The sequence below is a fragment of the Streptomyces capparidis genome (assembly GCF_054782095.1).
Window position 1 is genome coordinate 55,263 of the sequence record NZ_BAAGTD010000013.1, and the last position, 21,503, is coordinate 76,765.

Consider the following 21,503-nt stretch of genomic DNA (forward strand, 5'->3'; position numbering starts at 1 on the left):
ATGGCCGTTGCCACCGCAGTCGCGCTGACACCAGGCCGACACACCGCAGCCACCGTCACTGTCGGGGCCTTGAGCCTTGAGCCTTGGGCCTTGGGGCCTTTTGGAATGCCCCCTTCGAGGAAAAGCCTTCGCGGGTGCCGTCGTCCGGATGATGGGGTGGCACGGTGAGCAGTCATGACGAAGCGGCGGTTGTCCGGCCGTCGACCCTCGCTTGGGTGAGCCGGCAACTGGAGGTCGGCGAACGGATCGTGGGGGTCGAGGCTCTGCACGGCGGTGTCACCGCCGAAATGCGGAGGCTGACCGTGGGCGCGCGGGAGGGCGGTACCCGCGTTCTGGTGCTGCGGAGCTTTGTCGACCCGGCCTTCGTGGAGCACGCCGAGGAGTGGCTGCGCAGGGAGGCCGGCGCCCTGACCCTGCTCGCGGGGAGCGACGTGCCGGCTCCTGGGCTGGTCGCGGTTGATCCGACCGCCGCGCATTGCGAGTACCCGTCGCTGCTGATGACACATCTGGTGGGTCGGCCGGTCCTCGATGATGAGGGGTTGGAGACGCGCGTTCGGCTGCTGGCCGGTCAACTCGTGGCGATCCACGCGCTGCGGCCCGCCGAACGGCCCGGGGAGTATGTGGCGTTGACGACCGCCGACACCGTCGTGGTTCCGAAGGGGGCCGACGCGGCGGTCTGGGCCGCGGCGATCGACGTGATCCGCAAGCCGGCGCCGCCGTATGAAGGGCGATTCCTGCACCGGGACTTCCAGCCCGGCAACGTGCTGTTCCACGTGCCGCCCTCAGGGCCGGCGGATGCTCGGATCACCGGCGTCGTCGACTGGGCGGCGGCTTCCTGGGGCCCGGCGGACCTCGATGTGGCGCACTGCTCGGTCAATCTCGCGTTGCTGCACGGCCCGGCGTGGGGTCTTCGGTTCGCTGAGGCGTATGAGGAGGCCGGCGGGGTGCTGGCCGCGGATGCGGACGAGCGGCTGTACTGGCGGGTGCGGGACGGGCTGGCGTGCTCGGAAGAAGTGCAGTTGGTGGCGCGGCCATGGCGGGAGGCGGGGAGGACGGAGCTGACCACGCGAGTGCTGGAGGAGCGGCTGGATGCCTATGTCACCGCCCTGATGGACGCGCTGGGCTGAGCCTGGACGGTCCTGGCCCCGGTCACCCGCGGCACCGACCGCGCGGCGCTCGCCGAGCCGGTCTCGCCGAGCCGGTCTCGGCGCGCAGGTTCCGCTGCGCGCGGCGAACGGGGCCCGCCGGCTGCTGGTGCGGCGGCAGGAGCCGGCGGGGGGCCGGGCGAGACGGGCCGGGGTGAGCAGCACCGGGGCACGCCACCGTGCCTGGCGTACCCCTCTCCACGTTCCCCGCCATGTCGTCGGCCCTGGACGGGCCGCGGACACCGGATGGGTGCCTATTGCGGCCCCCGCACTCCGCAGGGGATCGGCCGCCTCTTCGGTGTGGCGCGCGAACGGACCCGCCGGGTCGGGTGCGCGGGGGGAGCGAGCCGGCGCGGCGCGTGGCGCCGCGCCGGGGGTGCTACGCCGGGTACGCGTCGGTGGCGGGCGGGGTGGTGGAGTGGGTGGTGAGGTGCGGGTCGGCGGCGGCGGCGCGGGCGATGTCGGCGCAGCGGGCGAAGCGGGTGCCCCGGTCGCGGGCGTGGGCGAGCAGGGCCCTGAGGGCTTCGGCCCGGGCCGGGCGTCCGGAGAGTTCGGGGTGGAGGGTGAGCATGAACAGGGCCTGGTGACGGGCGTGGGCGTCGAGTTCGTCGCGCCACATGGCCAGGACGGTGTGCGGGGCCTGGATGACGGAGCCGACGTGGGGGTCCGGCAGGAAGGCGTACTGCTCCCAGTCGTCGAGCGACCAGTGCGGTGGGAGTTCGACGAACCGGCCGCCGTCGGGGGTGGTCACGTGGTAGGGCCGGTCGTGGCCCATGAGGGAGGAGTCGTACAGTCCGTGTTCGGCGACGAGCCGGCAGGTGGTCTCGTCGGCCTGCCAGTTCGCGGCCCGGAACCCGGCGATGGGTACGCCCTGGGCCGCGAAGACCTCGAGCGCGCGGGTGAAGTCGGCGCGTTGCTCGTCGTCGGTCATCTCGACGGGCGGGCGGTGGGCGTAGGTGTGGTGGGCGACCTCGTGACCGTGTTCCAGGATGGTGGCGGTCAGGCCGGGGTGGTGCTCGGCGACCCATCCCGGGACGAAGAACGTGGCGGGGACGGCTTCCTCGTCCAGCAGGCGCAGCAGCCTGGGCACGCCGACGTCCACGCCGTACCGCTGGTGGGACATGGTGCTGGTGTGGGTGGCGTAGCGACGTGAGCGGGCGAGTACGGGGGTGTGCGCGTCGACGTCGATGGTCAGTGCGGCGACGGTGTCCCCGCCGTGCCAGGGGGAGGCGGTGGTGGTCATGGGCCGGGGTTCCTTGCGTGGGGCCGCCCCGCGCCGGCCGGCAAGGAACCGGCTCGGGGCGGCGTCGACGGGCTCAGTGCTGGTGGTGCCGTTTCCGCCGGTCGGCGGCGTTGGCGAGGGTGACGGTCGGCCTGAGCATGGCGGGGTCGAACGTGGCCGGCTCGGCGCCCTTCGCCAGTATGACCGGGTAGTCGGGGCCGGCGAGGGCGGCGCGGCCCAGGGAGATCAGGTCCGCGTGGCCCTCGTCGAGCACGCGGGCCGCCAGGGCGGGGTCGCCCAGGCCGCCGTTGGCGATGACGGGCCGTCCGGTGATGCGGCGCGCCAGGGCGGTGAGGGTCTCGCCGGTGTCCAGGGTGGCGCCCTCGGCCCAGCCCTGGCCCTCGCCGGCGATGTGGACATAGGTGGCGCCGGCGTCGGCGACGGCGGTGAAGACGGTGATGGCGTCGGCGGCGCCGCCGGGCCACCGGTGGTGGTGGTCGTTGACCTTCCCCTCGGACAGGCGCACACCGACCCAGAACGCCGGGTCGGTGATCCGCCGGCGGATCTCGCGGACGACCCGGGCGGTCAGCCGGGCCCGGTTCGCGGTGCTCCCGCCGTACTCGTCGGTGCGGGTGTTGGTGTAGTCGGTGAGGAACTGGTCCAGCAGGTAGCCGTTGGCGGAGTGCACCTCGACCCCGGCGAACCCGGCGCGGCGGGCGCGGTCGGCGGCCGTGACGAAGCCCTCGACGGCGGTGTCGATGTCGCCGGTGGTCATGGGGTGCGGCACGGGCCAGGGGCCCGAGCCGCCGTAGGCCGGCATCATCTCGCCCAGCGGCCGGACCGGAGAGGGTCCGGCGGTCCTCGTGCTGTGCCGGTTGCCCTGGGAGATGGCCCCGGCGTGCATGAGCTGCATCACCGGCAGGGCCCCGGCGTCGCGTACCGCCCGGGCGACGTGCCGCCACCCCTCCTCGTGCTCGGCGCAGATGATGCCGGGCTGGTTGAGGTAGCCCTGGCTGTAGTGGGCGTCGGTGTAGACGCCCTCGGTGACGACGACCGCGAAACCGCCGCGGGCGTACTCGGCGTAGTAGTCGGCCATCTGCGGGGTCGGTGTGCCGTCGGGGGTGGCGGACACGCGGGTCATGGGGGCGACGGCCAGCCGGTTGGGCAGGGTGGCGCCGGCCACCTGGACGGGGGTCAGGGCAGGGTGGTCCTGCATGGTGATGCTCCTGTGAACGGTGATCCGCGGCGGTGGGGATCCGCGGGGGTGTGGGGTCGCTGTTGGTGTGGGGTCGCTGTGGTGTGCCGGGGTGCGGGCGTCAGCCGCCGACCGGGGCGGCGCTGTCGGCGGAGAACACCGTCACCGACAGCGGGGTGGGGGGACCGGAGTTGACCGGGGCGAGGTCCTGCGGGCAGGCGGAGAGCACGACCAGGCAGTCCATGACCGCCTGGAAGGTGATCGTGTCGCCCGGCCGGGTGGAGGCGGGGTGCCAGGTCAGCCCGCCCGCGTCCTGCCGGACGTCCATGAAGACGTTGACCGGCTGCGGCACGGTGCCGGTGCGCACCCCGTGCCGGGCCAGCGCGTCGACCAGGTTCCGCGCGCAGGACGCGTGCCCGGGTGCGCCGAGCGCGCGGTACCGCTCGGGGTCGCAGGCCGGGATGAGCATGTCGTGCCGGCCGGCCGAGGTGTCCTCGACCAGGGTGAGGATGGGACGGCGCCGGGTGGTGACGAACTGCTCGCCGATCGCGGGGAACAGACGGGCGGTCGCCGCGCGCGTGTGGGCGGCGCTGAGGTGTTCGGCCGGATCGTCGGCACGGTGGACGAACAGGTCACCGACCTGACCGCCTTCCGGGTCGGTGATGCTCATGCGCTGACCGGCGGCGACGGGGAACGCTTCGGCGCCGCGCGCGGGGACGGTCAGGGACGCGACGAGGGTCAATGTCATGGAGGTAACTCCATCAGGCGAGCGATGCGGTTTCGAGGGAGGAAGGACCACTCTTCAGCGGCTTCCGGGGGATGATCGAACACCGGGGTGCCGCTCCGGTGGGTGATCGCCGCCGAGGCACCGCACCGCCGGGGAGAGGTGGGGAGCCAGGCAGGCCGCGGCGGCCAGCACCTGCTCGTCCGCGCCGGGCGGGCCGGTCAGCAGCAGCCCGGTGGGCAGCCCGTCGGCCGGTCCCATGGGCAGGGAGACGCCCGGCAGGTCGAGGTAGCTGGTGAGCATGGTGGTGCCGAGCAGCCGGGCGCCGGCCCGGTGCCAGGCGTCGGCGCGGGCGACGTCCGCCCGCGCGGGAGCGGTGCAGGGGGTGGTGGGAACGGCCAGCAATCCGCCTTCCAGGTCCCGTGCGAGGCGCTGCCGCACCGGAGCCCGCAGCGCCAGCAGGGTGAGGCGGGCCGCGGGATCGGCGACCTCCAGGGAGTGCTCCAGCCGCTCACGCACCCGGGGGTCGAGCAGCGCCTCCCTGCCGCCGGTCAGCTCCCCCGGCAACGTGGCGGCCACCTCGTGCGCCACCAGCGGCCCGTACCGCTCCAGCAGGGCCGGGACGGTGGCGAGCGCGCCCACCGTGCGGCGTCGGATCCGCACTCCGGCCCGCTCGAGGGCGGCCAGCGTCAGCTCGAACCGGTCCCGCACCGCCGGGTCCGGTGTCTGCGGCAGGTGGGGGTGGGGCACCACCAGCGTCACCTGGGACGGCCGGACGGGCACCGGGCGGGCCCGGTCCGGGCGCAGGGCGGCGTCCGCGGCCAGCAGGACGGGCACGGTCCGGGTGATCACCCCGACGGTGTCCAGGGAGGGCGCCAGCGGCAGGACGCCCGCGCGGGGGTAGCGGCCCCGTGACGGCCGCCACCCCACCAGACCGCACAGGGCGGCGGGCACGCGCACCGAGCCGGAGGTGTCGGTGCCGATCCCGATCTCGGCGATGCCCGACGCCACGGCCACGGCCGTGCCGGAAGAGGAGCCCCCCGGTACCGCGCCGGGCCGGTGCGGGTTGGGGGGCGTGCCGTAGTGCGCGTTCGTGCCCAGTCCGCCGAGGGCGAACTCGGCCATGTTCACCTTGGCGATGGTGACCGCTCCGGCGGCCGACAGGCGCCGGACCACCGTGGCGTCCCGGACGGCGGCCGGCAGGCCGGCCCGGGTGAGGGAGCCGGCCGTGGTGACCGTGCCGGCCACGTCGATGTTGTCCTTGTAGACGACCGGCAGTCCGTCCACCGGCCCGGCCGGGCACCCGCCGCGGTGACGGTCGGCACTGGCCCGCGCCTCCCGCCGGGCGCGGTCCGCGGTGAGCGTGATGACGGTCTCCCGCCCACCCGGCGCCCGTGTCCTGCGCAGCGCCTCCTCGGCCGCGGCCGCCACCGGGCCGGGCGGGCCGCTCATCGCCGACCCCCGGCCGCCGTCGGCGTGCGGGCCGCCGTACGGCGTTCGTGCCGGGCGAGCACATGGTGCAGGCCGCCGGCGACCAGCCCGCCGGCCAGCCAGGAGAAGTCGGTGTGGCCCAGCGCCCGGGCGAGGGGCCCCTGCATCACGGACACCAGCCCGTACTGCCAGCACCAGCCCGCCACGATGCCGGCGCCCAGCGCGACCAGCGCCCGCCGGCGCCACGGCGGAGCGTCCGCCGCGTACAGGGACGCCACGTCCACCCGGCCTCTGCGCAGGACGAAGAACTCCGTCATCATCACCCCGGCCCAGGGGCTGATCCACACCAGGATCGACACCATCCAGTGGTCGAAGGACCGGGCGAAGGACGGGGACCGCATGAACACCAGGAGGACACCGGTGGCCACCACCCCCGCCAGCAGCGTCACCTTCCAGCGCGCCACGCGCACCCCGACGGTCAGCGCCGCCAGCGCGCAGGAGTACAGGTTGAGGATGTTGGTCGCGACCGGGCCGTGCATGATCAGCAGCAGTGCCGGCAGGGCCATCGCGCCGAAGGCGGCGACCACGAGCTGGGAGGGATCCCCGCCCTCACCCGCGCTGGCCAGGCAGGCCCCCAGGGAGGCCAGCCACACCGTGGGCACGTACATGCCCAGCGCGGTCGCCCAGAACACCCGCCGCCCGGGCACCTTCGGGGCGACGAACCTGGAGTAGTCGGCCGAGTAGGGCACCCAGCTCAGTCCCCAGCCGACGCCGATCGCGGTCAGCAACTGGGTGACCGCGGTGAACGTCTCCCCGCTGCCCTCGGCGCTGCCGCCGCCCCAGCGCACGTCCACCTGCGTCAGGGACAGCACCGTCATCACGGCCATCACCGCCACCGTGGCCGGCACCGTCCATCTCTCGAACGTCCGGATGGCGTAGAACCCGAAGACGGCCAGCCCGAGTTGCAGGGCCATGATCACCCCGGCGACCAGGTACTTCAGCCCGTCACCGCCGTGGATGCCCAGCTCGGCGAGCAGAGTGACGGCCAGGTCCAGGATCACCCAGGTGTTGACCCCGACCCAGCCCATCGCCAGCACCCCCTGCATCACCCCGGGGATGATCGCCCCGCGCCGCCCGAAGGCCGCCCGCCCCAGCACCATCTGGTTGACTCCGGTGCGGTGCCCCATGAGGTTGAACGCGCCGAACACCGCGCACCCCAGGGCGTTCCCGGCCGCGATGACCACCAGCGTCTCCGCCAGGCTCAGTCCCAGGGATATGCCCAGCGCGCCCAGGACCCAGTTGATCGGTGCCACGTTGGCGCCCACCCAGATCCACCACTGGTCGCGGGCGGAGGAGTCCCGTCCGTGCTCGGGGATCGGTTCCACGCCGTGCGCGTCGAAAGCGGGCGGCGGCTTCTCCGGGGTGGCGGGCGGCGGGCTCTGCGCTGTCATGACGACCTCCAGGGCGTGTCTCATCGCTGTGACCAGGCCCACACCCAACACCGCGCACTCCCGAGGCCCCAGTGGTGAGACAACCCCCTTTGCCGGTCCGGCGGTGGGAGAATGCCCACCGTGCTCACCATCAGTGCCCTCGTCGCGCTGCCCCGCCTGGGGCTGTCCGTCCTCGTTCCCGGCCCGCCCGGCGCCCTGGACGCCGAGATCGCCTGGCTCCACAACACGGAACTGCCCGACCCCTCCGGCTACATCGGGCGCACCGAACTCGTCCTGACCAACGGGCTGTGGCTACCGGCGACCCCCGCGGAGGAGTTCGTCGCCCACTGCCTCGCCGCCGGCGCCGCCGGCATCGTCTTCGGCCTGCGCGACGCCACCCCGCACACCCCGGCGGCGCTGACCGATGCCTGCCGCGCGGCCGGCCTGCCGCTGCTCCGGTTGCCCGTCGACGTCCCGTTCACCGCCGTCACCCAGGCCGCCTCCGACATCCGCGCCACGGAACGGCAGACGCCTCTCGCCGCCTCCCTTCGCCGCGGCACCGCGTTCACCGACGCCATCTCCGCCGGCACCGGCGCCGACGGGGTCCTGCGGGTCCTGCGCCGCGAGTACGAGCTGCCGCTGGCCGTCGTCGACCGCACCGGCGCCGTCCTCGCCCACAGCGCGGACGCGGCCCTGAGCGCCGACGACGCGCACACCGCGGCCACCGCCCTCACGCGCACTCCGCCCCCGATGGAGCTGGCCCTCGCCGAGGGCGCCACCGCCACCCTGCTGCCCATCCGCACCCTCGGCCACCCCGAGGCCGCGCTGCTGTGCCTGCGCTCCGCCGCCGGCCTCACCGAGACCCAGCAGCAGGCGCTCAGCCAAGCGGCCCACTACCTGGCCATGGAGATCGCCCGCCGGCAGGCCGTCAGGGCCAGCGAGGAACGCTTCGCCAGCGAACTGGTCGACATGATCGTCTCCGGCGTGGGATCCCCCGTCACCGTCACCCGCCGCCTCGGCGCGTTCGGCATCGACCCCGACCAGCCCCTGGCGGCGCTGGCCGTCACCAGCCGGACCGGCGTCCCCATGGCGGACCTCGCCGCCGCCGCCCGCACCACCCTCCAGGCCCAGGGCATCCCCGCCGTGGTCGCCGTCGGCCACGCCGACGTCGTCGCCGTGTGCACCTGGCGCCGGCCCTCCGAGGCCCTGCCCGACTGGTGCCGCCGGCTCACCGGCGCCGACACGGCCCGGGACCACCGGCCGCTCCGCCTTCCCGACGGCAGCGTCATCGGCATCGGCGGGCCCGTCACCACCCCCGCCCACCTGCGCACCGCGGTGCTCGAAGCCCGCCGCGCGAGCGCCGTCCTCGCGCAGACCGGCCGCCATCTCACCGTCGCCCGCCTGGCCGACCTGCCCACCCACCACACGCTGCTCAGCCGGGCCGATCCCCAGACCCTCCACCAGCTCACCGCCGTCCTCGCCCCCCTCCGCGACCACGACGCCGCTCACGACGGCCGGCTCGAGAGCACCCTGCGCACCTTCCTGGAACACCAGGCCAGCCCCTCCGCCACCGCCCGGGCCATGCACCTGCACATCAACTCCCTCTACAAACGCCTCGCCCGCATCACCGAGCTGACCGGCCGCGACACCGCCACCCTGGCCGGACGCCTGGATCTCCTGCTGGCTCTCGAAGCCGACGCCCTCATCGCCCCGTGAGCGCACCGGGCCCTCAGCGGGTACCTTCCGAGCACGGACCCGACGAAGCGGCAGCCGCCGGCACGTGGAGATGCCTCGGTGTCTTCTCCCGACCGGGACGAGGCAGGTGCGCTCCCGCGCGAGCACGCAGGGGCCCGGGACGAGTTGGGTCGGTTCACCCGAGCCCCGGGGCGCGCGTGTGGGCGCGGCCGGCGGTGCGCGTGGACCGCGCCGATACGACGTCCGGGTGGTCCCGGCGGACCCGTCCCGGGACGATCAGGTCATGGGGAGGACGCGTGAGCGATGAGTTCGGGCGGCGGATCGGGTCTGCCCTGGCATGAGTCGAATCATCGCTGACAGCTCGCTCTCCCTTGACGGCTTGGCCACCGGGCCGGACTCCAGCCCGGGCAACGGTCCGGAAGCCGGTGGCTGACCCGATGACCACTGTCGACGCCAATGGGATCGCCTTGGGCATCGAGTCGTTCGGTGCCGAGGACGCGCCGCTGGTCCTGCTCGCGGGCGGGACGACGATGCTCTCCTGGCCCGACGCGCTGTGCGAGCGCCTGGCCGCCGGCGGGCGCCGTGTGGTGCGCTACGACCTGCGCGACAGCGGGGAGTCGACGACGACGGATCCGCTGGCGCCCGCCTACACCCTGCGCGACCTCGCCGCCGACGCGGCGGCCCTCGCCGACGTGCTCGGCGGGAGGCCCGCGCACCTGGCGGGGATCGGTGTCGGCGGGATGGTCGCCCAGGTGGCCGTGCTCGACCATCCGGACGCGTTCTCTGCGCTCACCCTGGTCGGCACCCGCGCGGTCGCCCCCGGCCCGCCCGACGACGACCTGCCCGACCACGACCGGGCGACGATGAGCCGGCTGTTCGCGCGGGCGATGCCCGACTGGGCCGACCGCGAGGCGGTCGCGGAGTTCGCCGCCGCCGGCGCGGCGATCCTCGGCGACGACCCCGTCGCCGCGCGCGCGATCGCCGCGCGCGTCTGGGACCGCACACCCGGCACCACACCCCCGGTCCAGATGGCCAACCAGATGGGCATGGTGTTCTCCAAGCTCGACTGCGCACCCCGCTGGCGCGAGCGCCTGCCCGGGATCGGGGTGCCCACGCTCGTCGTCCACGGCCGCCGCAACCGGTTCTTCCCCGTCGGCAACGGCGAGGCGATCGCGCGCGAGATCCCCGGGGCACGGCTGCTCGTCCTCGAGGATGCCGCCACGGCGATCCCCGACGCGGCGGTCGGCGAGGTCACCGAGGCGATGCTCAGGCAACACCTGCCGTCCCGGGGCACCGATGGGGTCTGGGGCCGGTGACGTCGCGGTGTCGCGAGGCCGGTGAGCCCTGGCAGCCGGCACTGTCGGGGGTGCCTCCCGGCACCGGCTTTGCCTGACCGGGCTGTGCCACCCACCACGGTGGGTAGCCTCCCGGCATGACTGCGACATTCGACGAAGCCGTCCGTGCCCGGCTGCGAGCCCCCAACATCTGGTACGTCGGCACCGTGTGGGCCGATGGAGCGCCGCAGGTCAGCCCGATGTGGGTGGATCTGGAGGGGGACGGGGAGCTGACGTTCAACACCTCGGTGGGGAGGGTGAAGGAGGAGAACCTGCGCCGCGATCCCCGCGTCTGTCTCTCGCACGCGGACGCCACCGATCCCTTCGACCGGGTGCAGATCAGTGGGGTGGTGGCCCGTTTCGTCGAGGGCGAGGAGGCGCACGAGCGGATGGACCGGCTGGCCCGCAAGTACCTGGGCAGCGAGCGCTTCGAGTGGATCATGCCTGGGGAGCGGCGGGTCGCGGTGATCGTGCGCCCGGTCAGGGTGCGGCACATCGTCGGGGTGGAGCCGTTCCGGCCCGGCGGGCCCGTCCCCGCTCCCTGACCGGCACGGCACCACCCGGGAGCTCGGTGCCCGCGGTCGTCCCGACCGGCCGCCCAAGCTCAGCGCCAGTCGTAGGCCTTCACCGGCGGCGTCCCGGGTCTGCTCGCCTTGCTGACCCAGAGCATCCGGTTGCCGTGCAGGTGCATCGTGTACGGCTCGTCCCCTGTCACCCGCAGACGACGCCGCGCCAGCTCACGGCCGTCGGCGAGGTCGAGCACACGTGCCTGGCATCGCCAGGCGAGATGCTGTCCCTCGTACTGCTCCTCGTAGTGGCGCAGGGCGACCACATGACCGCGGTGGCAGGCCAGCGCGTCGATGCCCCCGCCGTCGTCCCATGTCCACAGGTGCCGGCCGGTCGACAGCGAGAAGCCGGCGAGACGGGTGAGGTGGTCGTAGCCGGGCACCTTGACGAACGTGATCAGCGTGTCCCCGGCCCAGGTGACCCAGCGTCGTCCGTCGGCCAGGCCCCAGGAGGCGTGCGGAGCGAGTGAGGTGTCGTCGTCGGCCGACGGGATCTCCGCGACGGCGTTGCCGTCCACGTCCAGTCGCAGCAGACGGTTCGAGCCGCGACGGCCCTCGCCCTCGACGGCGAGCAGCAGTGGGGCCGCGGCGACGATCCCCACCCGCGCGACGGGGCCGTCGACGGGCACCGGCTTCTTCCAGCGCGCTGTGCCGTCGGCGGCGGCGACCGAGCTGACGGTGGCGGTGCCCGCCCGCCGCGTGACGAGGACGAGCCGATCCCCCGCGGCCGCGATCCGGGCCTCCTCCGCCGGACCGTGCTGCACGGTCCATGCCGATCGGCCCGTGCGCGTGTCCAGGGCGACGACGCCCGCTCCCGTGGCGACCATCGCCCGTCCCCCGGACAGGGCAAGGGTGCCGGGCCTGAGACCCGAGGCGCCGGGCCAGAGCTTGTCGAGGTTCTTCCGCGCCGACCAGAGTTCCGTGCCCGAGGCCACGTCGAGGGCGGTGACGGTGGCGTCCTGCCGGCCGTTGGAGGTGTCCGGCCAGTGGGCCAGCAGCGCGACACCGTCCACCACCTCGTCGGCCATGGCCGACAGCACGTCGCGGCCGGGTACCTCCCAGGCCCAGCGCTGCTCGCCGGTCCGGGTGTCGAAGGCCCGGAGCCGGTCGAGGGCGGCCCTGACGACGAGTCCGTCGCAGTGCCAGGTGCCCAGCAGCTCGGAATCGGCGCGGCCACTGTGCCGGGCCTCCCACGCGGGTTTCAGCGCGCGCAGTCGCCGCTTCGGAAGCCACACCGAATCCGGCGCCCGGTCCTCGTACATGTGTGTCCCCCGCTCCTGGAAGAACCGATGCCGAGGGAAGCGTAGGGCCTGTCGTCAAAGCCCCGCGGGCCTGTGCCGGGTCGTGGTCGCCGTCACCGCGGCGGGTCCTCTCCGACGAGTCCGTCGATCGCCTCGCGCAGCAGGTCGGCGTGGCCGACGTGACGGGCGTACTCGTCGCGCAGGTCGACCATGACGCGGCGGAGGTTGGGCGACGTGCCGTCGGCCGTGGTCGTGTACTGCGCGGGCTGGTCGAGCCCCCCTGCGGCGAGGGCCTTCGCCATCGCGGCCCGCGAGCGCTCGGCGGCGCGGCGCCACAGGTCGTGGAGCTCCTCGGGCGTGTCCTCGGCCGCGGTGCGCCAGGCCCACTCGGGGTCCGACGCGGCCCCGGGCACGTCCAACGGCGGGCCGGGGGCCTCACCCGTGAAGTCGATGGTGCAGCGCTCTTCGACGAGGGCCATGTGCTTGAGGAGACCGCCGAGGGTCAGCGTCGACGGCGGGTGCGGCCGGTTCAGGTCGGCCGTGTTCAGGCCGCCGCACTTCCAGGCGAACTGGGCGCGGGAGCGGTCGAGTGCGAACAGCAGCGTCTCGGCCTCGCCGGCGGTCGGCGACGGTTCGTGGACGGTGGTGCCCGGACCGGTGTCGTGCGTCATGGCGCGGTTCCGGACAGTCCCGGAACCGCCGAGGGCGAGGGATGAGGCGACGACCCGGCGCAGGTCCCGCCTGTGGCCCGTACCCGCCGCCCGGGGGTGCCCGTCGGGAGAGGCGTGTCCGCCCGCCCCTCGGGGGAGTGCGGACGCCTGAGCCGGTTCAGTGCCGCGGTGGGGCGGTGGCGTCGGGCTCCTGCGGGCCGTGGACGGTGGTCAGCTCGGTGAGTCCGGAGACGGTCAGCACCGGCAGCAGCACCGGGGAGGCGAGCAGCTCGATGCGGTCGGCGTGGTCGAACAGGACGGTCAGGCCGGCGCTGTCCAGGTACTCCACCGCGGTCAGGTCGAGGACGACGGGCCCGCTCGTGGCGTCGAGCGCGGCGGCGAGGGTGTCGGTGTTGCTCATGTCGATCTCGCCGGCGACCGTCAGCAGGGGTGTGCCGTCCGCGCGCCGGGTGGGGGTGATGGTGAGCGGGGTGGTCATCAGGCGATCCTCGTGTGCATGTCGACGGTGGTGCCGGACGGGCCGGGGGTGACGGTGACCTGCCGCATCATGGCGCGCATCAGGGCCAGCCCTCGGCCGCGGTGCGCGTTGGCGTCGGGCTGGGGCGGCTTCCAGCGGCCGGTGTCGGCGACGGTCAGGCGCAGGTCGTCGACGAGGGCCTCGGCGCGCAGGCGGATGGAGTCCCCGGGGGCGTTCCGGTGGCCGTGCTCAATGGCGTTGGCACAGGCTTCACCGACGGCGACCAGCACGTTCTGGGTGGTCCGGTCCGGGACGTCGCAGCGGGCGAGCCAGCTCCGCAGGGCCCTGCGGACCGGGGCGAGTTGGGAGGACTCCGCGGGGAAGGTCACCTCCAGCGGGGCGGGGTGGCGGTAGAGCAGCAGGGCCACGTCGTCGTCGTAGCCGCTCACCGGGGCGAGGCGGGCCATGACCCGCGTGGCGAGGTCGTCGACCGGGGTGTTCCGGCCCTCCTGGACGGCTTCGCCGGCCTGCTCGATGCCCACGCTCAGCGGGCGGCGGCGCCGTTCGACGAGGCCGTCGGTGTAGAGCAGGAGCGTGGCGCGGGCGGGCACGGTGCACTCCCCCTCGGGGCGCTCCCTGCCGGGGCGGACGGCCAGGGGGACGGAGCGTCCCCGGTCGAGCAGGCCGGTGGTGCCGTCGGGAAGGGCGAGGATGCCCGGCGGGTGGCCGGCGCTGGAGTAGGTCAGGTGCCCGGTCCCCGGGTCGAGGACGCCGCAGAAGGCGGTGGTGCACGAAGCGCCGGGGATACCGGCGGCGAAGTGGTCCAGGGCCATGAGGGTGCCGGCGGGGCTGGCGTCCTGGAGCAGCAGGGCCCGGCAGGCGCTGCGCAACTGCCCCATGACGCTGGCGGCCGCCAGCCCGCGCCCGACGCAGTCCCCCACGACGATGCCGATGCGCCCGTCCCGCAGGGGGAAGGTGTCGTACCAGTCGCCTCCCACCTCCAGGGGGCGGGTGGCGGGCTCGTACCGGACGGCGAACCCGTCCGGGAGCCGCGCGGGACCGAGGATGGCGCGCTGGAGCGCGATCGCGGTCTGCCGCTGCTGGTCGATCTGGTGGGCGCGGGCCAGTGCCTGGGCGATGTGCCCGGCCAGCAGCGACAGCAGCAGTTCGTCCTCGCCGGTGAACGGGCGCCGGGGGCCCAGGTCGAGCCAGAGCGCCAGCGGGCCCTCGGGGTGCTCCAGGAGGATGCCGGCCCCGGTGGCGTCGGTGACCGGGGTGGCCAGGGCCCGCCGGCGCAGGCCGGAGAGCGCCTCGCGGCGTTCGGCGGGGAGCCGCCGCCAGTCCAGGGCGGGGTCGGTGGCGGTCAGCGCGGGTTCGTCGCCGCGGCCGAAGACGGCGGCGAGCACGCACGGGGCGCGCCACACGTCCTTCAGCTCCGCCAGCGCGGCGGCCAGGGCGTCGGGCAGGCTGCCGGCCTGGGACAGCCGGGTGCTCAGCGAGGCGAGGGTGCTCTCGCGCTGGATGGCGTAGTGCTCGGCGGTCACGTCGCGGAAGGTGCCGACGGTGACCCGCTCCCCGGAGTCGGGGTCCCGGGCCTCGTTGAAGGTGGCGCTGATCCAGACCCGGTGGCCGTCGCGGTGGTTGACGGGGATGGTGTAGCTGCCCTGGCCGTGGTCGATCAGGCCGTTGAAGGCGTCGGCGACCTGCCGGTGGGCCTCGGGGTCGGTGGCGGCGTCCGGCCACCAGGGGTGGACGGGCGCGTAGGGCAGGCCTTCGGGGCCGTAGCCGAGGATGTCGGTGAACGCGGTGTTGATCTCGATGACGGCGCCGTCCGCGTCGCAGACGAAGAACGCCTCCTGGAGCGAGTCCACCAACGCGGTGCGCCAGCGGGCGTGGTGGGTGCGCAGGCGCGCCAGCTCCACGCTGGCCCGTACCCGCGCCAGCAGCTCCGCCGCGACGAACGGCTTGACCAGATAGTCGTCGGCTCCCGCCCGGAGGCCCTCGATGGACGCCTCCTGGCCCGCCCGGGCCGACAGCAGCAGGACGGGGACGGCCGCGGTGCGCGGCTCCGCCCGCAGCGCCCCCACCAGCGACAGCCCGTCCAGACGGGGCATCATCACATCGCTGACGACCAGGTCGGGGATCTCCGAGCGCACCGTGTCCAGGGCGTCCTGGCCGTCGCGGACGGCGGTGACCCGGTAGCCGGCCCCGGTGAGGATGCGGGTCAGGTACTCGCGCATGTCGGCGTTGTCGTCGGCGATCAGCACGTGCGCCGGCGTGGCCGGGCCCGGGGTGCGCGGACCCGCGGTCTCCCGGGGCGGCTGCGCCGCGGTCGCCGCGGCGGGCGGCTCGTCGCCGTCGGCGGGGAGCCAGCGCATGGCCTCCTCGATGTACGGGTCGGCGGCCACGGGCCCCGTGCCGGTGCCGGCGGAGCGCACCACGGCGTCGGCCGGCAAGTGCGCGGTGCCGAAGGGCAGGCGGATGGCGAAGGTGGTGCCCTCTCCCTCGGTGCTCTCGGCGGTGATCGTCCCGCCGTGCAGTGCGACCAGCTCCTTGACCAGGGCCAGCCCGATGCCGCTGCCCTCGTTGGAGCGCGAGCGGGCGCTCTCGATGCGGTGGAACCGCTCGAACAGCCTGGGCATCTCCGCCTCGGGCACGCCGATGCCGGTGTCGGAGACGGTGACCACCGCGTGGTCCCCCTCCGCTCGCACGCCCACCCGGATGGAGCCGCGGAAGGTGAACTTCAGGGCGTTGCTGAGCAGGTTGAGGACGACCTTCTCCCACATGCCGCGGTCGATGTGGACCGGCTCCGGCAGCGCGGGGCAGTCCACCTCGTAGCCCAGGCCCGCCCTGTCGACGGCGGAGCGGAAGACACTGGCCAGCTCGGCGGTGACCTGGGGCAGGTCGACCGGTTCGTAGCTCGCCCGCATCCGGCCGGCCTCGATGCGGGAGAAGTCCAGCAGGGTGTTGACCAGCTTGCCCAGCCGCAGGCCGTTGCGGCGGACGACCTCGAGTTCCTCGCGCACCCGGGCATCGGCTCCGGCCAACCGCGCGCGGAGTTCCTCGACGGGTCCCATGATCAGGGTGAGGGGGGTGCGGAACTCGTGGCTGATGTTGGAGAAGAACGTGGTCTTGGCACGGTCCAGTTCGGCCAGTTCCTCCGCGCGCCGCTGCTGCGCCTGGTAGCTGCGGGCTCCGGCGATGCCCGCCGCGACATGCCCGGCGGCGAGTTCGACGAACCCGCGGTAGCCCTCGTCCAGCGGGCGGTACCTGTTCAGCGCGGCCACCAGGAACCCGTACGGGGTGCCGCCCTGGTGCAGCAGGGGCGTCACCAGCGCCTGCGCGGGGGGCTTCGGCCAGTCCCCGGCGGGCAGCCCGGCGAGCGCGGCTCCGTCGAGCGCCAGGACCGCGGACTCGCCCCCGGCCGGCGCCCGGGTCGGCCACGGCCCGCCCGCGTCCCCCGGCGGCAGGGACGCCGGGGCGGCCGGGTGGCCCGCGGGGATCCCGGTGGTGCCGGCGAGCCGCGCCGACCCGTCGTCCTGGTGCAGGTAGGTCAGGGTGAACGGGAGGTCCTTGCGGTTGCGGTCGAGCTGGCGGCCGGTGAAGGCCAGTATCTCCCGCTCGGTGCGGGCGACGCTGGGGTCGGAGCCCAGGTCCCGCAGCGTCGCCATCCGCCGCTCCCCGATGACCCGCTCGGTGTCCTCGCTGACCACGCAGAGCATGCCGACGACCGATCCCGAGTCGTCCCGCAGCGGGCTGTAGGAGAACGTGTGGTAGGTCTCCTCGGTGAAGCCGGAGCGCTCCAGGAACAGCAGCAGCGCCTCGTCCCAGGTCGCCTGCCCCGTGGTGAGCACGGTGTCGATCCGCGGGCCGATGTCGTCCCAGATCTCCGCCCAGACCTCGCTCGCCGGCCGGCCCAGCGCCCAGGGGTACTTCCGGCCCAGGGTGTCCCGCCGATAGGCGGCGTTGCAGAAGAACGTCAGCTCAGTCCCCCACGCCATCCACATCGGGAACCGGGAGGAGAGCAGGATGCTCACCGCTGTCCGCAGGCTCTGCGGCCAGGTGGCCGGCGGGCCGAGCGGGGTGGCCGCCCAGTCGACCTCGGCGAGGTCCCGGCCGACCTCGCCGCCGGTGCCGAACACATCGGCCCCGGCCGGCGGAAGCGGCCGGTGCCCGGCTTCTCCGGAACACGCCACTGGACACCCTTTCGTTCACGTCGGAGCGGTCGCCGAACCCCGGTCGGCCCACCCCGCCTCGTCCCACGGCCCGCGCCGCCGCTGCCGCGCCCGGCGCCGGAGGGAGCGGCCTCCCGTCCGGCCCGCCCGCGCTCCGGCGGCACCGCGCCGTCCGTCGGGCTTCGGGCCTCGCCTCCGCACCCGCTCGCCGGACGGGGCCCGTGGTGAGCTCCGTAGAATAGGGCAGCCGTCCGGCCGGTGAGCGGGCGGTCCGGGACGGCGGAGGGACTGGTGATGCACGGGGCACCCCGCGAGGACTCGTCCTTCCCTCCGGACGACGAGCGGCGGCGACTCGCCGCGGGGCGTCGCCACCGCGTCCCCGGCACCGGGCCGGACGGCGCCCGCGACGCCACGTCCGCCGCCCTCGCGGCCCGCACCGGACCCCGCGCCCGGCGGGTTGCTCGGCGACCAGCGACGGCACCGCGCCGTTCACCCTGTCCGTTCCGCACCAGCCCCCCGCACACCCGCTGCGCACCCGCACAGGAGAAGACGTGACCGAAAGCGTCCTGGCTGTCGACAGCCGAGCTCATTCCTCCGGCACGATCGTGCTCACCGTGAGCGGTGAGCTCGACCACCACACCTCGCGTCGCCTCACCGACGCCGTCAAGCGGACGCCCTTCGCCCCCGGCACGCACGTGGTGATCGATTTGTCGGGGCTCACCTACTGCGACTCCACCGGCATCACCGTGCTGATCACCGCCTACAACAGCGCCAAGGCGGCGGGATCCCGCCTGACGCTGGCCGGGCTGAACGCCGACCTGATGCGCATCTTCCGCATCGTCGGCCTGGACCAGATCTTCACCTTCCGGCCCACGGTCGGTGACGCCGTCGACGCCTCGCACTCCTGACGCCGAGGGGATCAGCATCCCGCGGAGGGCGCGTCGCGGTGGGCCCGGGGCACGGTTGCCCGACCAGGTCGGCGCCGGGCCGCAGGGCCGCGCCTGCTCCTCGGTGTCATCCCTCGTCCTCGGACCCGGACCCCACGGTGGCCGGGGCCGCGGTCCGCGACGGCTCGGAGTGGCCGCCGCGCTGTGCGTCGTGGTTGGCCAGCACGGACAGCAGGGCGGCCACGGTCAGCCCGGCCTCGGCTTCCACCGGGTGCCGCAGCGGGACCCCGGACTCGATGCGGTAGCTGTTGGAGCGCCCGTGCCGGATGCGCGAGAGGTAGCCCGCTTCCTCCAGGTCCGAAATGATCTTCTGGACGGCGCGCTCGGTGAGTCGGCAGTGCGCGGCGAGGTCGCGGATGCGGGTGTGGGGGTCGTCCGCGATCGCCGCCAGTACGCGCGCGTGATTGGTCAAGAAAGTCCAGCCCGTGTGTGACTCCGGCACTCCGCCCATGCGTCCAGGATACGAGAGAACAATCAGGAAAACAAAAGCACGAAAGACTTTTCAGGTAAGATTTGACGGGTATGAGTGGCGCCGTTGAAGCTGGCCCGGGAGCGCACACGTCAGGAGAGCGAGGCCATGCCCGAACACGCAGGCACAGCGCGGCTCGAGACGGGAACAGGCATCCCTTCCCGGCCCGTGGCGGGCCCGACCCCACACCCCCCGCCCCCGGGCCTACGGGTGCAGACGCGCCGCGAAGGCGAACGGCTGCTCGCCGTGGTGGCCGGGGAGCTGGACCTCGACAGCAGCGCATTCCTCGACCTCGCCCTCCAGGACGCCCTCGCCCTGTCGCGGACCGGCGTGGACCTGGACCTCGACGGCGTGCAGTTCTGCGACTGCTCCGGCCTCAACACGCTGCTGCGTCTGCGCCGACGCGCCCAGCAGGACGGCAAGACCCTCACCATCCGGCGGTCCAGTCCCGCCGTGACCAGACTGCTCGGCCTCACCTCCGCGCTGCCCCTGTTCGTCCCCGCTCCCGCCCCGCCTCCGCCGTGACCCACGAGGGCGGGTGCGGGGGCCGGTGAGTCCGGGCCGCCGATCGCGGTCCGCACGGGGACGTTCTCACGCCCACGGATCGATGAGGATCTTGCCCAGGGTGGTGCGTCGTTCCATGGCGGTGTGTGCCGCGGGCACTGCGGACAGTGGGACCACGCGATCGATGTGCGCGGTGAGGCGTCCGGTGGCGGCGAGGTCGAAGAGCCGGGTGGTCGAGGCGGTGAACAGGGCGCGGTCCTCCAGCGTGTGACGCAGCCAGAAGCCCAGGACGCCGACGGAGCGCCGCGCCAGGTCCGCCACGGCGACGCGCTGGGCGCCGTCGTCGTCCCCGGTCTCGGCGCGCTCGCCCACCGACACCAGGCGGCCGAAGGGGGCCAGCGCGTCCAGCGCGGTGTGCAGCAGCGGCCCTCCGACCGTGTCCAGGCACAGGTCGGGGCCGCCGTGGGTGGCCTCGCGCAACTCCTCGGCCAGCTCGGGGGAGGCGGGGTCGAGGGCCGCGTCCACGCCGAGGTCCCTGAGGAACGCGCGCTTGGCCGCGGTGGACGCGGTCCCCACCACCCGGGACGCCCCCGCTTCCCTGGCCAGTTGGACGGCCAGGTGCCCCACTCCCCCGGCGGCGGCCGTCACCGCGACGGACTCGCCCGCCCGCAGCCTGCCCAGGGTGAACAGCGCGCCGTGCGCCGTCAGGCCCTGCTCCAGCAGCGCGACGGCCTGCCGGTCGTCCACGTCGTCGGGCAGCGGGACCGTGAGGGCGGCCTTCGCCGCGGCGGCCTGGGCGTATCCGCCGCGCCGCCGCAGCAGGGCGGCGACGCGGCGGCCGTCGGAGCGCAGCGTGCCGGCCACGTCGGCGCCGAGCACTGCGGGCAGCGGAGGCGGGTCGTACCGGCCGGCCCGCCGGTACAGGTCGGCGAAGTTGAGCCCGGCCACGGTCACGTCGATCAGCACCTCGTCCGGGCCCGGCACCGGTTCGGGGATCGTCTCCACGCGCAGCGCCCCGGGGCCGCCGTACTCCCGCAGCACCGCCGCGTCCATCAGCGCGCTCATGCCGACAGGTAGTCCTCGGGCGCGGACCCCACCCGGACGGTGTCCAGGGTGAAGCAGTGCAGGCCCCCGCCGAACAGGCGCCGGTGGCGGTGGCGCACCGGGACAACGGTGAACCGGCGCTTCTCCAGGGTGCGGATCAGCTCCGGGCAGGCGTCGTTCACCATCACGGTGTCCGGGCCGAGGGAGAGCACGTTCAGGTCGATGTAGCGGCTGGTGAGGACCAGGTCGTCCTCGTCGTACTGCGGGAAGTTGTCGTCCTCCGGCTCCGGAGGGAAGATCATGTCCCAGCTCCGGAGCGGCTTGGGCAGCCCGGCCGCGAACCGCGGGGAGCGCACCAGCAGCAGCCCCGGCCGCAGCGCCAGGACGGTGCTGTCGATGTGGTTGTCCACCAGCCGCACCCGGTGGATCCGGAACCTCTCCCCGAGGTGGCGCTCCAGCCAGTCGCAGGCCAGGGTGTGGTTGACGGTGGAGACGTTGACCACCAGGTCGCGGCCGAGGCGGAGCACCTGGGCCCCGTCGAACAGCATCTCGTGACCGACGTCGTACGGAGAGGGCCGGGGGTCGCCGATCCGCTCCACCGGGGTGCCCGGTGAGCCGTTGGCGTAGGAGGGGTCGAACGAGGCGTCGGTCATGAAGGGGCGCGGCATCACCGTCCACCGGCCGCCGCGCCGGAAGTACTCGGCGAACACCGGGGTGAGGAACTTCGATTCGAAGTAGCGGGCGCGGATCTGCGGCGGCGTCTCGATGATCTCGTCGCCGAGGACGAGGGTGTTGTCGCGCACGTTGAGCGGGGGGACCACGGCGGCCGACCACGCGGGGGTGCGCACCTCCATGGTCCGGTCCAGGGGCAGCGGGCGGTGCACGGTCACGGACAGCGACCCGAGCAGTTCCGCCATGCCCTCGACGTCCTCCTGGAGCTCTTCGACGTAGCGCCGCTTGATGGGGGCGCGGGCCGGTGCCGCGGTGCCGTCCGCGCCGCCCTCGCCGTCCGCTCCCGGCGGCAGGTGGCGCGGGTAGTACATCTGCACGTGCGGCATCTGGTCGTGGAAGAACAGGTCGAAGGACAGCTCCCGCTCGTGGGAGGTGTAGTTGTCGGCGGAACCGAGGACCACCTCGCGCAGCGGCGACCAGTCGTCGTAGGTGTTGAGCCTCGGCGGCGCCGGGGAGGGCGGCGCGGCGGGGGTGCGGGCTTCGTCGGACATCGTGGACCCTTCCTGTGCTCGGACGGCGGG

The 21,503-nt window shown here is 74.3% G+C and carries 18 protein-coding genes; 6 read left to right on the forward strand and 12 right to left on the reverse strand.

From position 1 onward, the window contains the following. The first annotated feature begins 215 nt into the window (after positions 1-215). Positions 216-1,127: a phosphotransferase family protein gene (locus ACYVO2_RS13145; RefSeq protein ID WP_461007914.1), complete on the forward strand. Its 912-nt coding sequence runs from the start codon at positions 216-218 to the stop codon at positions 1,125-1,127. Between the two features lie 397 nt (positions 1,128-1,524). Here the strand turns inward: ACYVO2_RS13145 and ACYVO2_RS13150 are convergent, their stop codons facing one another. From ACYVO2_RS13150 to ACYVO2_RS13170, 5 genes are all read right to left on the reverse strand, one after another. Then, positions 1,525-2,388: a polysaccharide deacetylase family protein gene (locus tag ACYVO2_RS13150; RefSeq protein ID WP_461007915.1), complete on the reverse strand. Its 864-nt coding sequence runs from the start codon at positions 2,386-2,388 to the stop codon at positions 1,525-1,527. 73 nt (positions 2,389-2,461) lie between these two features. Then, positions 2,462-3,583 carry an oxidoreductase gene (locus ACYVO2_RS13155; protein WP_461007916.1) on the reverse strand — a complete coding sequence of 374 codons (1,122 nt, stop codon included), beginning with the start codon at positions 3,581-3,583 and terminating at the stop codon, positions 2,462-2,464. A 100-nt stretch (positions 3,584-3,683) separates the two neighbouring features. Beyond that, positions 3,684-4,310 carry a DUF1989 domain-containing protein gene (locus tag ACYVO2_RS13160; protein WP_461007917.1) on the reverse strand — a complete coding sequence of 209 codons (627 nt, stop codon included), beginning with the start codon at positions 4,308-4,310 and terminating at the stop codon, positions 3,684-3,686. Between the two features lie 54 nt (positions 4,311-4,364). Then, a complete protein-coding gene (locus ACYVO2_RS13165; protein WP_461007918.1) occupies positions 4,365-5,738 on the reverse strand; it encodes an amidase family protein in 1,374 nt (457 codons plus the stop codon). Next, positions 5,735-7,168: a cytosine permease gene (locus ACYVO2_RS13170; RefSeq protein ID WP_461007919.1), complete on the reverse strand. Its 1,434-nt coding sequence runs from the start codon at positions 7,166-7,168 to the stop codon at positions 5,735-5,737. The genes ACYVO2_RS13165 and ACYVO2_RS13170 overlap by 4 nt, the downstream gene beginning before the upstream one ends. A 120-nt stretch (positions 7,169-7,288) precedes the next feature. Between ACYVO2_RS13170 and ACYVO2_RS13175 the strand changes: the two genes are divergently transcribed. From ACYVO2_RS13175 to ACYVO2_RS13185, 3 genes are all read left to right on the forward strand, one after another. Continuing rightward, on the forward strand, positions 7,289-8,863 hold the full coding sequence (locus ACYVO2_RS13175) for a PucR family transcriptional regulator (protein WP_461007920.1): 1,575 nt from the start codon (positions 7,289-7,291) through the stop codon (positions 8,861-8,863). 416 nt (positions 8,864-9,279) lie between these two features. Further along, positions 9,280-10,158 (forward strand): alpha/beta fold hydrolase, encoded by an 879-nt coding sequence (locus ACYVO2_RS13180; RefSeq protein ID WP_461007921.1) that lies wholly within the window; start codon positions 9,280-9,282, stop codon positions 10,156-10,158. A 116-nt stretch (positions 10,159-10,274) separates the two neighbouring features. Next, positions 10,275-10,721, forward strand: coding sequence for a TIGR03618 family F420-dependent PPOX class oxidoreductase (locus ACYVO2_RS13185; RefSeq protein ID WP_461007922.1), 447 nt, complete (start codon positions 10,275-10,277; stop codon positions 10,719-10,721). Between the two features lie 59 nt (positions 10,722-10,780). Here the strand turns inward: ACYVO2_RS13185 and ACYVO2_RS13190 are convergent, their stop codons facing one another. The 4 genes from ACYVO2_RS13190 to ACYVO2_RS13205 form a co-directional block, all read right to left on the reverse strand. After that, on the reverse strand, positions 10,781-12,004 hold the full coding sequence (locus ACYVO2_RS13190; protein WP_461007923.1) for an outer membrane protein assembly factor BamB family protein: 1,224 nt from the start codon (positions 12,002-12,004) through the stop codon (positions 10,781-10,783). A 92-nt stretch (positions 12,005-12,096) separates the two neighbouring features. Beyond that, the gene (locus ACYVO2_RS13195; protein ID WP_461007924.1) at positions 12,097-12,654 is read right to left on the reverse strand and encodes a mycothiol transferase; all 558 of its coding nucleotides are present in this window, start codon (positions 12,652-12,654) and stop codon (positions 12,097-12,099) included. 157 nt (positions 12,655-12,811) lie between these two features. Next, on the reverse strand, positions 12,812-13,132 hold the full coding sequence (locus ACYVO2_RS13200) for an STAS domain-containing protein (protein ID WP_461007925.1): 321 nt from the start codon (positions 13,130-13,132) through the stop codon (positions 12,812-12,814). Continuing rightward, positions 13,132-17,118, reverse strand: a complete 3,987-nt coding sequence (locus tag ACYVO2_RS13205; protein ID WP_461008011.1) for a SpoIIE family protein phosphatase — start codon at positions 17,116-17,118, stop codon at positions 13,132-13,134. Before ACYVO2_RS13205 ends, ACYVO2_RS13200 begins: the two co-directional genes overlap by 1 nt. Before the next feature lie 719 nt (positions 17,119-17,837). Here ACYVO2_RS13205 and ACYVO2_RS13210 point away from each other — a divergent pair. Further along, positions 17,838-18,194 carry an STAS domain-containing protein gene (locus tag ACYVO2_RS13210; protein ID WP_461007926.1) on the forward strand — a complete coding sequence of 119 codons (357 nt, stop codon included), beginning with the start codon at positions 17,838-17,840 and terminating at the stop codon, positions 18,192-18,194. A gap of 106 nt (positions 18,195-18,300) precedes the next feature. On the opposite strand, the gene ACYVO2_RS13215 is transcribed toward ACYVO2_RS13210, so the two are convergent. Continuing rightward, complete coding sequence (locus ACYVO2_RS13215; protein WP_461007927.1) at positions 18,301-18,684, reverse strand: helix-turn-helix transcriptional regulator; 384 nt, start codon at positions 18,682-18,684, stop codon at positions 18,301-18,303. Between the two features lie 228 nt (positions 18,685-18,912). Between ACYVO2_RS13215 and ACYVO2_RS13220 the strand changes: the two genes are divergently transcribed. Then, entirely contained in the window at positions 18,913-19,227 is a 315-nt protein-coding gene (locus ACYVO2_RS13220) for an STAS domain-containing protein (protein ID WP_461007928.1), read from the forward strand. A 66-nt stretch (positions 19,228-19,293) separates the two neighbouring features. Here the strand turns inward: ACYVO2_RS13220 and ACYVO2_RS13225 are convergent, their stop codons facing one another. Next, positions 19,294-20,271 carry a quinone oxidoreductase family protein gene (locus ACYVO2_RS13225; protein ID WP_461007929.1) on the reverse strand — a complete coding sequence of 326 codons (978 nt, stop codon included), beginning with the start codon at positions 20,269-20,271 and terminating at the stop codon, positions 19,294-19,296. After that, on the reverse strand, positions 20,268-21,473 hold the full coding sequence (locus ACYVO2_RS13230) for a glycine amidinotransferase (protein WP_461007930.1): 1,206 nt from the start codon (positions 21,471-21,473) through the stop codon (positions 20,268-20,270). The genes ACYVO2_RS13225 and ACYVO2_RS13230 overlap by 4 nt, the downstream gene beginning before the upstream one ends. Between the last annotated feature and the right edge of the window lie 30 nt (positions 21,474-21,503).